The following is a 12800-nucleotide window of genomic DNA, read 5'->3' as shown; positions in this document are numbered from 1 at the left end:
TCTAGCGCCGGCGGGTAGCGTGGGAGGGTGACCTCCTCCCCCGCGTCGTCCCTCCGGGCCTGGATCATCTGGACCGTCGGCGTCGCGGGATACGTCCTGGCCGTCACGAACCGCACGTCGCTCGCCGCGGTCGGCGTCGACGCCGCCGACCGCTTCTCCGCGGATGCGGCGACCCTGTCGCTCTTCGCCGTCGTCCAGCTGGCGATGTACGGCGGCATGCAGCTGCCGATCGGGGTCCTGCTGGACCGCTACGGCGCGCGCCCGATCATGACCATCGGGATGGTGCTCATGGCGGCCGGTCAGCTCACGATGGCCCTGTCGGAGAGCGTCGGGGTGGCCCTCGTCGCGCGCGTGCTCGTCGGGGCCGGCGACGCCGCGGTCTTCCCGGGCGTGCTCCGCCTCATCGCGACGTGGTTCCCGGCCCAGCGCGCGCCCGTCATGGTGCAGCTGACCGGCATCGTCGGGCAGGCAGGCCAGCTCATCGCCGTCCTGCCGCTCGCGGCGCTCCTGCACGCCACGACCTGGACGATCGCATTCGGCAGCGTCGGGGGGCTCGGCGTCCTGTTCGCCGTGCTCGTCTTCGCGATCATCCGGAACCACCCGCCGGAGGTCGCCGCGGACGTCTCCGTCGACACCGACACCGGTGCCGTCCGCGTCGTGCGGTCCTCGGTCGACACCGGGGTGGGCATCCGTGCCGCCTGGGCGCACCCGGGCACCCGCCTGGCGTTCTGGTCTCATTTCACGACCCCGTTCGCCGGCACCGCCTTCATCCTGCTGTGGGGGATGCCGTTCCTCACCGCCGGCGAAGGGCTGAGTCTCGGGCAGGCTGCGGGCATCACGTCGGTCTACGTCTTCATCGGGATGGCCCTGGGGCCGATCATGGGCGAGCTGTCCCGCCGCATCCCGAACATGCGCTCCCGCGCGCTCGTGCTGCCCGCCGTCGCCGTGCAGATGGTGGTGTGGCTCACGGTGATCCTCTGGCCCGGCCCGGCGCCGCTGTGGCTCCTGTACACCCTCGCGTTCGCCCTGGCGATGGGCGGGCCGGCGTCGATGATCGCGTTCGACCACGCGCGCACGCACAACCCGGCCCACCGGCTCAGCACGGCCACCGGTGTCACCAACGCGGGCGGATTCCTGGCCGCCCTCATCGCGATCTTCATGATCGGGCTCGCGATGGATCTCCAGGGCGCCGGGACCCCCGACACGTACACGCTCGACGCCTTCCGGCTCGCGTTCCTCACCCAGGTGCCGCTGTGGCTGCTGGGCGGCGCGTTCATCGTCATCGAGCGCCGCAAGACCCGCGTGCACATAGGAATGGACCAGCCGCGCCCGCGAAGACGCGAGCGCGGCTGATCCGCCGGGGGTGGGGAGGGGTTCAGACGGTGGGGTCCCCCGAGGTGCTCGTGGAGTTGCGCGTGACGCGCTCGCCGGCCACGGGGTCGACCGTCCGGGTGACGGACTCCGTCTGGCGGCGACGCAGCATCATGACGATGCCGATGATGAAGATGAGTGCGCCCGCGCCCATCAGGATGTAGCCGATCATGTCGAGGTTGACGAACTCCACATCGACGTTCACGGCGTAGACGAGGATCGCTCCGATGACGAAGAGCGCGATTCCTGCTCCGATGCTCATTTTGACTCCTTGTGGGTCGGTCGTCCTGACATCATGACCGATCCCTCCGCCGGCGCGCCTCCCCTTGACAGCGCCGCGGCCGTTGTGCTTCAGACCGGTGCCGCAACCGTCGTCCAGATGCCGTACTTCGGCTCCCGCCCATCGCCGGAGGACGTGCCGGTGAGTCGCCGCCGCACCCAGGGGCCGAGGTGATCGCGCATGTACTCGGCGCGGCGCAGGCGCACGGCATCCGGCAGCTCCGGGAGCGACCACCACCCCTCGGGCACGCTCTGCCCGAGGGCGGTGAGCACGCGGGCGGCGACCCGGTGGTGGCCGCGCGCATTCATGTGCAGCCGGTCCTCCGACCAGTACGCGGGCCGCGACAGCTCGGCATCCGGCCAGTTCAGCGCCTGCACGACGTCGCCCCGACCGCCCATCCGCTCGATCACCGCGGCCGACATGAGGTCGCCGCGCCGCTGGATGAGCCGGCCCATGGGCAGCTGCGCCGACGGGTTCGCGCCGGACAGCAGGATGAGGGTCACGCCCTCCTCGTCGCAGCGGCGGAGGACGTGGGTGAACGCATCCGCGATGTGCGTGATCGAGGTGCGCGGGCGCAGCATGTCGTTGCCCCCGCCGTTGAAGGACAGGTGGGTGGGACCCAGTGCCAGCGCCGCCTCGAGCTGCTGGTGCACGATCGGCCAGACGAGCTTGCCCCGGATCGCGAAGTTGGCGTAGGCGATGTCGGCGCCGCGCGACCGCGCCCAGCCCTGCGCGACGAGGTCCGCCCAGCCGCGCACGGTGCCGTCCGGCAGCTCGTCCCCGACGCCTTCCGTGAAGGAGTCGCCGATCGCGGTGAAACGCACCTGCCCCGCCTCACCGGTCATCGAGCGTCTGCCCTCTCTTGTCGACGAGTCCCCACGCGGCGCCCGCGGCCACGAGGAAGAAGACCGCGAACACGACGAACAGGACCGGCACTCCCCCCAGGGCGAGGAGCGGCGGGACGCTCAGCGGCGCGAGGATCGACGCGATCCGTCCGACGCCCGCCGCCCAGCCCGAGCCCGTGCCGCGCAGCGAGGTCGGGTACATCTCCGGGGTGACGGCGTAGAGCGCGCCCCACGCGCCGAGGTTGAAGAACGACAGCGCCATCCCCGTCGCGATGATGAGCCCCTCGGTGCCGGCCTGTCCGAACAGCACCGCCGAGACGGCCGATCCGGCGAGGAACACCGACAGCGTGAGGCGCCGCCCCCACACCTCGATGAGCCAGGCGGCGACGGCGTACCCGGGCAGCTGGGCGAGGGTGATGATGAGGGTGAAGCCGAACGACTTCACGAGGTCGTAGCCCTGCGAGAACAGCAAGGTGGGGATCCAGATGAACGCGCCGTAGTAGGCGAAGTTGACGCAGAACCAGACGAGCCAGAGGCACGCCGTGCGGACGGAGAACTCCGCGGCCCACAGGGCCCGCAGGCGCTCCCCCGCCGTCGTGGCGGCCGGGCCCGCGAGGGGGGTGGGCACGAGGACCGGTTCGCCGCGGCGCCGCTGCGACGAGGCGAGCGCGGGCGACGCCTCGAGGCGGGCGACGATGGCCTCCGCCTCGCTGTGGCGGCCCTGCCGCTCCAGCCAGCGCGCCGACTCCGGCAGCCCCCACCGGATGACGAGCGCATAGACGGCGGGGATCGCCCCGATCGCGAACGCCCACCGCCAGCCCTCCGCGACGTTCGGGATGACGAAGAAGCCGATGAGCGAGGCAGCCGTCCAGCCGACGGCCCAGAACGCCTCCAGGATGACGATGAGGCGGCCGCGCATGCGCGCCGGGGCGAACTCGCTGACGTACGTGCTCGCCACCGGCAGTTCGGCGCCGAGCCCGAGGCCCACGAAGAATCGGAGGACGAGCAGCAGCGTGAGGCCTCCGACCAGGGCGCTCGCCCCGGTCGCGACGCCGTAGACGAGCAGCGTGATCGCGAACACCGAGCGGCGGCCGAGACGGTCGGCGAGGAGCCCGCCGAGGGTCGCGCCCACCGCCATGCCGACGAAGCCCGCCGAGGCGATCCAGGAGGCCTGCTCCCCCGTCAGCGACCACTCGCTGACGAGCACGGTGATGATGAAGGAGATGAGGCCCACATCCATGGCATCCAGCGCCCACCCGAGGCCGGAGCCGCCGAGGATGCGGGCGTGCCCGCGCGTGAACGGCAGGGCGTCCAGGCGCGCCGCCACCGTCGGTGTCGTCACATCGGTCATCCTTGAATGCTACGGATGCCGGGGCTCCGCCGTCACCGCGACGCGAGCATGTCCTGCACGAGCGGGGCCACCCGGGTGCCGTAGAGCTCGATGGAGCGCATCATCTGCTCGTGCCCCAGCGTGCCGGTCGAGAACTTCATGTCGAACCGGTCCGCGCCGAGCGTCCGGACGGTGTCGGCGATCTTCCGGGCGACGGTCTCCGGCGAACCGACGTACAGCGCGCCCTCCGGCCCGACGTCGTGCTGGAAGCGCAGCCGGTTGTACGGCGGCCAGCCGCGCTCGCGCCCGATCGTGTCGTTCATGGCCTGCACACCGGGATACGCCTCCTCCCACGCCTGCTGGTCGGTGTCGGCGATGTGCCCGGGCGAGTGGATGCCGATGGGGAGTGTCCCCCGGCCGAAGCCGGCGAGGGAGCGGTGGTACAGGTCGACGAACGGCCGGAACCGCGCCGCGGGGCCGCCGATGATGGCGAGCATCAGTCCGTACCCGTACCGCGCGGTGCGGACGACGGACTCCGGGCTTCCGCCGACGCCGACCCAGGCCGTCAGACCGTGCTCGGTCTTGGGGTACACGTCCGCCGCATCGAGCGAGGGGCGCATGGTTCCCTGCCACGTGACGGGCTTCTCGGTGAGCAGCTGCGAGAAGAGGTCGAGCTTCTCCTCGAAGAGCGTCTCGTAGTCGTGCAGGTCGTAGCCGAAGAGCGGGAACGACTCGATGAACGACCCCCGGCCGAGGATGACCTCCGCGCGCCCGTGCGAGACGGCATCCAGCGTCGCGAACCGCTCGAACACGCGCACCGGGTCGTCGCTGGAGAGGACCGTGACGGCCGTGCCGAGCCGGATGCGGGAGGTGCGCGCCGCGGCGGCGGCGAGGACGATCTCGGGGCTCGAGATCGCGAAGTCCGGCCGGTGGTGCTCCCCCACGCCGAAGAAGTGCACGCCGACCTCGTCGGCGAGGACCGCCTGCTCCACGACGTGCCGGATCGTCTGCGCGTCGCTGACGCGCCGACCCTCCGCGTCCAGGGTGATGTCGCCGAAAGTGTCAAGGCCCAGCTGTACCGTCATGATCCGTCCCTTTCCATACTGATGAATGGAACTCGGCGCGTCGGGCGGGCATTCCCCGCGGAGATCCGGGGCATTCCACCTGCGCCGTCCCCAGCGTACGGTGGGCTCATGGCCCTCTTCGAGGATCGCGCCGCGGCGGGCCGCGACCTCGCCCGTGCACTGGACGCCTGGCGGGCCGACGACGCTCTCGTCGTCGGCCTGCCGCGCGGCGGCGTGGTCGTGGCGGCGGAGGTGGCGCGGGTGCTCGGTCTCCCGCTCACGGCCGTCGCGGTCCGCAAGCTCGGCGCACCGCGACACGCGGAGTTCGCCGTGGGGGCGATCGCCGACGGCGTCCGCGTCGTCCATCCGGATGCCGACGACTGGGCGACGCCTGCGCAGCTCGCCGCCGTCGAGCAGGAGGAGCGGGCCGAGCTGCGGCGCCGTCAAGCGCTGTACACCGTGCCGGGGCGCGACCCCGCGGGACGGACCGTGATCGTCGTGGACGACGGAGTCGCGACGGGGGCCACGGCGACATCCGCCTGCCGCTCGCTGCGCGCACACGGCGCCGCGCGGATCGTCCTGGCGGTGCCGGTCGCACCCGCCGCGTGGCGCCCGGAGCCCGGGCTCGCCGACGACTACGTGTGCCCGCATCCGCAGCAGCACCTCTGGGCCGTCGGCCAGTACTACGACGATTTCCGTCAGGCCCGCGACGCGGAGGTCGTGGCGCTGCTGGCCCGCGACCTCCGCGCCGACTGACGGTGCCGGGGGCTCAGTCCTGCGCGAGTGCCATCCGCAGGGTGTCCAGGCCCACCCCGCCGAGGGTCAGGGCGCGCATGTGGAACTTCTTGATGTCGAACGCGTCGCCGGCGCGCTGCTGCGCCTCGTCGCGGATCTGCTCCCAGATGCGCTGGCCCACCTTGTACGACGGCGCCTGTCCCGGCCAGCCGAGGTAGCGGTTCACCTCGAACTGGATGAACTCGTCCGACATGTTGACGTTCCGGCGCATGAAGGCGAGCGCGTAGTCGGCATCCCACACGCCGTCACCGTCGAGCTTCGGCTTCTGCAGGTGCACGCCGATGTCCAGCACGACGCGCGCGGCGCGCATGCGCTGGCCGTCGAGCATGCCGAGGCGGTCGGCGGGGTCGTCGAGGTAGCCGAGCTGCTCCATGAGCCGTTCCGCGTACAGCGCCCAGCCCTCCGCGTGCCCGCTCGAGCCGGCGAGGAGCCGGCGCCACGAGTTGAGCTCCGCGCGGTTGTACACCGCCTGAGCGATCTGCAGGTGGTGACCCGGAACGCCCTCGTGGTAGACGGTCGTGAGCTCACGCCAGGTGTCGAACGTGTCGACGCCCTCCGGCACCGACCACCACATCCGGCCCGGACGGGAGAAGTCGTCGGTGGGCCCCGTGTAGTAGATGCCGCCCTCGTTCGTGGGCGCGATCATGCACTCGAGCTTCTTGATGGGCTCGGGGATGTCGAAGTGCGTGCGGCCGAGTTCGGCGACGGCGCGGTCGCTCGTCTCCTGCATCCACTTCTGCAGCGCGTCGGTGCCCCGGAGCTTGCGGGACTCGTCGGCCTCGAGGAAGGCGACGGCCTCCTCGACGCTCGCGCCGGGCTTGATCTCCTTCGCGATCGCCTCCTGCTCCGCGACCATGCGCGACAGCTCCTCGATCCCCCACTCGTAGGTCTCGTCGAGGTCGATCGTGGCGCCGAGGAACCGGCGGGAGTGCAGGGCGTACAGCTCGCGACCCACGGCATCCTGCTCCCCGGCGGCGGGGGCGAGCTCCTCGGAGAGGAACGAGGCGAGACCGTTGTAGGCGATGCGCGCCGCATCGGCGTTGCCGGACAGGTCGTGGACGAGGGATGCGGGGAGGGATCCCTCCTCGGGTGCCGCCTCGGCGGCGAAGGTGGCGAAGAAGCCCTGGTCGGCGGTGTACCGGCCGATCTGGGTCACGACCTCGGACACCTGACGGCGCGCGGGAACGATGCCCTGTGCGATCCCCTGGCGGAGGGTCTCCACGTACCCCTCGATCGCGGCGGGGACCGCCGCGAGGCGGGTGGCCACGACCGACCAGTCCTCCACGGTGCTCGTGGGCATGAGATCGAAGACGTTCCGCAGCTCCTGAGCCGGCGAGGCGATGACGTTCAGGTCGCGCAGGTGCGCGCCGGCGTCGTGCAGCTCGAGGTGCAGCGACAGGTCGCCGCAGAGGTCGGCCTTCGTGACGGCGTCGACCTGGTCGACGGGCTCGGCCGCCTCCAGCGCCGCGAGCGCCGCCTTCGCCGCGGCGTGCGCGCGTTCCGTCCCGGCCGGGGACAGGTCGTCGAGACGATCGTTGTACTCGGACCGGCCGATGTAGGTCGCAAGGCCCGGGGAGAGTTCGGCGAGGGTGTCGACCCAGCCGTCGGCGATCTGGTCGATCGGCGTGGGGGTGCGCTGTGCGTCAGTCATCCTCCGAGCCTAAACCGACGCGGGCCGCCGGATCAGTGACCGGCTTCGTTCCAGTCGGCGCCGCGTCCGATCTGCACGTCCAGCGGCACCGTCAGCTCGGCGGCGTCGCCCATGCGGGAGCGGACGATGCGCTCCACGGCATCCCACTCCCCCGGGGCGACCTCGACGACGAGCTCGTCGTGGATCTGCAGCAGCACGCGCGATGCGAGCTGCTCCGCGGCGAACTCCCCGTGGATGCGGAACAGCGCGATCTTCATGATGTCGGCGGCACTGCCCTGGATCGGGGCGTTGAGCGCGGCGCGCTCGGCGTTCTCGCGGAGGACGCGGTTGGGGCTGGACAGGTCGGGGAACGGGCGGCGGCGGCCGAAGATCGTCTCCGTGAAACCGTCGATGCGAGCCTGCTCGACGGAGGAGCGCAGGTAGTCGCGCACCGCGCCGAAGCGGGCGAAGTACTCCATCATGAGCTGCTTGGCCTCGGTCTGCTCGATGCGCAGCTGCTTGGAGAGTCCGAACGCGGACAGCCCGTACACGAGGCCGTACGACATGGCCTTCACCTTCGTGCGCATCGCGGGGGTGACATCGGCCGGCTCGACGCCGAACACGCGGGCGCCGACGAAGCGGTGCAGGTCCTCGCCGGAGTTGAACGCCTCGACGAGCCCCGGGTCGCCGGACAGGTGCGCCATGATGCGCATCTCGATCTGCGAGTAGTCGGCGGTCAGCAGCGTCTCGTAGCCCGCGCCGACCTCGAAGGCGGCGCGGATGCGGCTGGACTCCTCGTTGCGGATCGGGATGTTCTGCAGATTGGGGTCGGTGCTCGACAGCCGTCCGGTCTGGCTCCCGGTCTGCAGGTAGGTCGTGCGGATGCGCCCGTCGGCGGCGATCGCGACGTCGAGGGATTCGATGATCTGCCGCAGCTTCATCGCCTCGCGGTGCTGCAGGAGGAGGTCGAGGAACGGGTGCGGGTTCGTCTCCTGCAGATCGGCGAGGACGGCGGCATCCGTGGAGTACCCCGTCTTCGTCTTGCGGGTCTTCGGCAGCTGGAGCTGGTCGAAGAGCACCTCCTGCAGCTGCTTGGGCGAGCCGAGGTTCACCTCCCGCTCGATCGTCGCGTAGGCCTGCTGGGCGATCGCGTCGGCGCGCGCGGCGAGCTCGGCGGAGAAGGTCGAGAGCTTCTCGTGCGACACGGCGACGCCGGCGAGCTCCATGTCGGCGAGGGTGTCGAGGGTCGGCAGCTCGATGTCGGCGAGGACACCGGCCACGCTCTCCGGCAGCTCGGCCCGCAGCGCCGCGGCGACGCGCAGGGTGTACCACGACAGCTGCCCGGGGGTCGCACCCTCGGTCTCGGGCACGAGCTGCGTCGGATCGGCCTCGGGCAGCGTCTCGTCGAGGTAGCGACCCACGAGGTCGGCGAGGTTCTTGTCCGGGAGGCTCGGACGCAGGAGCCAGCCCGCCAGCAGGGTGTCGAAGGCGAGCCCGCCCAGGTGGGCCCCGGCGCGGCGCAGCGCCTTCACCTGCGGCTTCGCGTCGGTGAGGACCTTGGGGGCGTCCCCCTCCAGCCAGGGGCGGAGGGCGGCGGCGGCCTCCTCGGTCCAGGCGGTCTCGACGGCGGCGTCGGCGGTCGCCAGGCCGATCCGGACGGGGAGGCCGCCCTGCAGGACGAGCGTCACGCCCACCTCCCCGCCGGCGGCGGCGACCCAGGCGGCGAGCTGGGCGGGGTCGGGCTCCGTCGCGGTGGGCGCCGTGGCCCCCGGGCGGGCGGGGGTCTCCGCCGGGTCGGCGCCCATCGCGTCGAAGACGCGCGGCAGGAGGGTGCGGAACTCCAGGCGCGAGAAGATGTCGCGCACGGCCTCCGGGTCGATCGGCTGCACCTCGAGGTCGGCGGGCCCCACCTCCAGCTCGACGTCGCGCAGGAGGGTGTTCAGCGCGCGGTTGCGGCGCACCCCGTCGATGTGCTCGCGGAGGTTGCCGCCCACGACGCCCTTGATCTCGTCGGCACGCGTGAGGAGCTCGTCGAGCGACCCGTACTGGGTGAGCCACTTCACGGCGGTCTTCTCGCCGACCTTCGGCACGCCCGGCAGGTTGTCGCTGGTCTCCCCCACGAGCGCGGCGATGTCGGGGTACTTCTCCGGCGGCAGTCCGTACTTCTCCACGACGGCGTCGGGCGTGTAGCGCTTGAGCTGCGAGACGCCCTGCACGTTGGGGTACAGCAGCGTCACGTCGTCGGTGACGAGCTGGATGGTGTCGCGGTCGCCGGAGCACACCAGGACGTCATAGCCGAGCGCGGCGCCCTGGGTCGCGAGGGTCGCGAGGATGTCGTCGGCCTCGACGTCCTCCTTCGTCAGGACGCGCACGTTCATGGCCTGCAGGCACTCCTGCAGGAGCGGGATCTGCCCCTTGAACTCCGCCGGCGACTCGGACCGGTTCGCCTTGTACTCCGCGTACTCGCGGGTGCGGAACGACTGCCGCGACGTGTCGAACGCGACGGCGAGATGGGTGGGCTTCTCGGCCTTCACGAGGTTCACGAACATCGACAGGAAGCCGTAGATGCCGTTGGTGTGCTGCCCGTCCTTCGTGGAGAAGTTGTCGACCGGGAGGGCGAAGAACGCACGGTAGGCCAGCGAATGGCCGTCGACGACGAGAAGGGTAGGCTTTGCGGAGTCCGTCACCCTGCAAGCCTAGCCAGCGGCGGCGACACCCGATCCGGCCCCGTGCGAAGGCGAACGATGACCTCTGACACCACCCCTGCATCCGTCGACGGACTCGAGTGGGCGCAGCGCCGCGGGCTCGGAGCCCTCGCCGACAAGATGGGGATGCGGATCACCGAGTTCACGGTGGAGCGCTGCGCCGCGACCATGCCGGTCGAGGGGAACACCCAGCCCGTGGGGCTCATGCACGGCGGCGCCTACGTGGTGCTCGGCGAGTCCCTCGGATCCATGGCGGCGAACCTGCACGCCGGTCCCGGCCGCCTCGCGGTCGGCGTCGACATCAACGCGACGCACACCCGGTCGGCCACGAGCGGCGTCGTCACGGGCGTCTGCACGCCGATCCACCTGGGCCGCAGCATCACGGTGCACGAGATCGTCGTGACCGACGATCAGGGCCGGCGCTGCTCGACGATCCGGATCACGAACATGATCAAGGATCAGCCGGCCGGCTGAGCCGCGCATCCGGCGGCGGTCAGGCCTTCTTGGGCGAGAGCTGCTCGATGATGGCCTTCGCGACGTCCTGCATCGTGAGGCGGCGGTCCATCGACGCCTTCTGGATCCAGCGGAACGCCTCCGGCTCCGACAGGCCCATCTTCTCGTTCAGGAGGCCCTTCGCGCGGTCGACGAGCTTGCGGGTCTCGAAGCGCTCGACCATGTCGGCGACCTCGGCCTCGAGCGTGATGATCTGCTCGTAGCGGGCCAGCGCGATCTCGATCGCGGGGAGCAGGTCGTTGGGCGTGAACGGCTTCACGACGTACGCGAGGGCGCCGGCTTCCGTGGCGCGCTCGACGAGCTCCTTCTGGCTGAACGCGGTCAGCAGCACGACGGGCGCGATGTGGCTCTTGCTGAGCTTCTCGGCGGCGCTGATGCCGTCGAGGACCGGCATCTTCACGTCCATGATGACGAGGTCGGGGCGCAGCTCGGTCGCGAGCTGGACGGCCGTCTCGCCGTCTCCGGCCTCGCCGACGACGTCGAAGCCGTTGTCGCGGAGGATCTCGACGATATCGAGTCGGATCAGCGATTCGTCCTCGGCGACGACGACGCGTCGGGGGGCGGATGACGTGGACGCCGTGGTCTGTTCCTGCTCACTCACTCGTCCATCTTAGAGCCCAGCGCGCACTCGTTCCTGCGGTATGGTCGATTCCGGCGTGCGCCGGTGTGGCGGAATGGCAGACGCGACCGACTCAAACTCGGTTGTCTTCGGACGTGTGGGTTCGACTCCCACCACCGGCACGCGGGAACGACGAAGAGCGGATGCCGTGCGGCATCCGCTCTTCGTGTCCGCGGTCCGGGTTACTTGCCGGCCTGGTAGATCGGGGCCTTGCCGTGCACGGCGTCGCCGATCCGGTGGATGCGGATGTCGTTGGTGGAGCCGATGATTCCGGGAGGCGAACCGGAGATCACCACGACGACGTCGCCTTCCGTGGCCAGGCCGTTCTTCAGGAAGAAGTCGTCCACCTGCAGGAACATCAGGTCGGTGTGGGCGACGTGCTCGACGAGGGTCGACTGCACGCCCCACGTCAGCGCCATGCGGCGGCGGATCGCGGGGTCGGCGGCGAACGCCATCATCGGGATCATGGGACGCAGACGCGACATGCGCCGCGCGGTGTCGCCGGACTCGGTGAAGATGCAGATGTACTTCGCCTCGACGAACTTGGCGACCTCCTCCGCGGCGAGCGTGATGATGCCGCCCTGCGTGCGGGGCTTGGTCGTGAACGGCGCGATGCGCTCCAGACCGTGGTCCTCGGTCGAGGCGATGATGCGCGCCATCGTCTCGACGACGACGACGGGGTACTTGCCGACGCTCGTCTCGCCGGAGAGCATCACGGCGTCCGCGCCGTCGAGGACGGCGTTGGCGACGTCGCTCGTCTCGGCGCGGGTGGGGACGGGGTTCTCGATCATCGACTCGAGCATCTGCGTCGCGACGATGACGGGCTTGGCCATGCGCCGGCAGAGCTCGACGGCCCGCTTCTGCACGATCGGGACGGCCTCGAGGGGCAGCTCCACGCCGAGGTCGCCGCGGGCGACCATGATGCCGTCGAACGCGTCGATGATCTCCTCGAGGTTCTCGACGGCCTGCGGCTTCTCGATCTTGGCGATCACGGGGATCTTGCGACCCTCCTCCGCCATGATCTCGTGCACGCGCTGCACGTCGGCGGCGTTGCGCACGAACGACAGCGCGATGATGTCCGCGCCGGCGCGGAGCCCCCAGCGCAGATCCGCCTCGTCCTTGTCGGAGAGGGCGGGGACGTTGACCGCGACGCCGGGCAGGTTGATGCCCTTGTTGTTCGACACGGGGCCCGCGACGATGACCTCCGTCGTGACGACGGGGCCGTCCACGGCGGTGACCTGGACGCGCACCTTGCCGTCGTCGATCAGCAGGAAGTCGCCCGGGGTGACGTCTTCGGGAAGCCCCTTGAAGGTCGTCGAGACGATCTCCTTGGTGCCTTCGATGTCCTCGGTCGTGATCTTGAACACGTCGCCGACGGCGAGGTCGTGGGGGCCGTCCTTGAACTTGCCGAGGCGGATCTTGGGGCCCTGCAGGTCCACCAGGATGGCGACGGTGCGGCCCGCGTCGTCCGCGGCCTTCCGGACGTTGGCGAGCCGGGTCTCATGCTCGCTGTAGTCCCCGTGGCTCAGGTTGAATCGGGTCACGTCCACACCGGCGTCGATGATCGCGCGAAGGCTCTCATACGAGGATGTGGCGGGTCCCAGGGTGGCGACGATCTTGGCGCGTCTCACGTACTGACTCCGGTCTT

At 70.7% G+C, this 12800-nt stretch carries 11 protein-coding genes and 1 tRNA gene; 4 read left to right on the top strand and 8 right to left on the bottom strand.

Annotated elements, in window-relative coordinates; translation table 11 throughout:
• The first annotated feature begins 27 nt into the window (after positions 1–27).
• On the top strand, positions 28–1353 hold the full coding sequence (locus tag MSA03_RS06745; RefSeq protein ID WP_147050108.1) for an MFS transporter: 1326 nt from the start codon (positions 28–30) through the stop codon (positions 1351–1353).
• 22 nt (positions 1354–1375) lie between these two features.
• Here the strand turns inward: MSA03_RS06745 and MSA03_RS06740 are convergent, their stop codons facing one another.
• The 4 genes from MSA03_RS06740 to MSA03_RS06725 all read right to left on the bottom strand — a co-directional run bounded on the left by MSA03_RS06740 (position 1376) and on the right by MSA03_RS06725 (position 4911).
• Positions 1376–1633 carry a DUF6458 family protein gene (locus MSA03_RS06740; protein WP_028495755.1) on the bottom strand — a complete coding sequence of 86 codons (258 nt, stop codon included), beginning with the start codon at positions 1631–1633 and terminating at the stop codon, positions 1376–1378.
• A gap of 89 nt (positions 1634–1722) precedes the next feature.
• Entirely contained in the window at positions 1723–2496 is a 774-nt protein-coding gene (locus MSA03_RS06735; protein ID WP_174799857.1) for an SGNH/GDSL hydrolase family protein, read from the bottom strand.
• Positions 2486–3847, bottom strand: coding sequence for an MFS transporter (locus MSA03_RS06730; RefSeq protein ID WP_147050106.1), 1362 nt, complete (start codon positions 3845–3847; stop codon positions 2486–2488). The genes MSA03_RS06735 and MSA03_RS06730 overlap by 11 nt, the downstream gene beginning before the upstream one ends.
• Positions 3848–3879: 32 nt before the next feature.
• On the bottom strand, positions 3880–4911 hold the full coding sequence (locus tag MSA03_RS06725) for an LLM class flavin-dependent oxidoreductase (protein ID WP_028495752.1): 1032 nt from the start codon (positions 4909–4911) through the stop codon (positions 3880–3882).
• A gap of 108 nt (positions 4912–5019) precedes the next feature.
• Here MSA03_RS06725 and MSA03_RS06720 point away from each other — a divergent pair, with 108 nt between their 5' ends.
• Positions 5020–5646, top strand: coding sequence for a phosphoribosyltransferase (locus MSA03_RS06720; protein WP_147050105.1), 627 nt, complete (start codon positions 5020–5022; stop codon positions 5644–5646).
• Between the two features lie 13 nt (positions 5647–5659).
• Here MSA03_RS06720 and MSA03_RS06715 read toward each other — a convergent pair whose 3' ends face one another.
• Both MSA03_RS06715 and polA read right to left on the bottom strand, forming a co-directional pair.
• Positions 5660–7336 (bottom strand): DUF885 domain-containing protein, encoded by a 1677-nt coding sequence (locus MSA03_RS06715; protein ID WP_147050104.1) that lies wholly within the window; start codon positions 7334–7336, stop codon positions 5660–5662.
• 32 nt (positions 7337–7368) lie between these two features.
• Complete coding sequence (polA, locus tag MSA03_RS06710) at positions 7369–10002, bottom strand: DNA polymerase I (protein ID WP_147050103.1); 2634 nt, start codon at positions 10000–10002, stop codon at positions 7369–7371.
• 57 nt (positions 10003–10059) lie between these two features.
• Here polA and MSA03_RS06705 point away from each other — a divergent pair, with 57 nt between their 5' ends.
• Complete coding sequence (locus tag MSA03_RS06705; RefSeq protein ID WP_147050102.1) at positions 10060–10494, top strand: hotdog fold thioesterase; 435 nt, start codon at positions 10060–10062, stop codon at positions 10492–10494.
• 19 nt (positions 10495–10513) lie between these two features.
• Here the strand turns inward: MSA03_RS06705 and MSA03_RS06700 are convergent, their stop codons facing one another.
• Positions 10514–11134 (bottom strand): ANTAR domain-containing response regulator, encoded by a 621-nt coding sequence (locus MSA03_RS06700; protein ID WP_028495747.1) that lies wholly within the window; start codon positions 11132–11134, stop codon positions 10514–10516.
• A 59-nt stretch (positions 11135–11193) separates the two neighbouring features.
• On the opposite strand from MSA03_RS06700, the gene MSA03_RS06695 reads away from it, so the two are divergent.
• Positions 11194–11274 (top strand) — tRNA-Leu (locus MSA03_RS06695).
• Positions 11275–11334: 60 nt separating this feature from the next.
• Here the strand turns inward: MSA03_RS06695 and pyk are convergent.
• A complete protein-coding gene (pyk, locus tag MSA03_RS06690) occupies positions 11335–12783 on the bottom strand; it encodes a pyruvate kinase (protein WP_028495745.1) in 1449 nt (482 codons plus the stop codon).
• Between the last annotated feature and the right edge of the window lie 17 nt (positions 12784–12800).

Source organism: Microbacterium saccharophilum, from assembly GCF_007992455.1.
Lineage (GTDB): Bacteria > Actinomycetota > Actinomycetes > Actinomycetales > Microbacteriaceae > Microbacterium > Microbacterium saccharophilum.
Note: the sequence above shows the minus strand (reverse complement) of the source record. Positions and strands in the feature narration are given on the sequence as shown.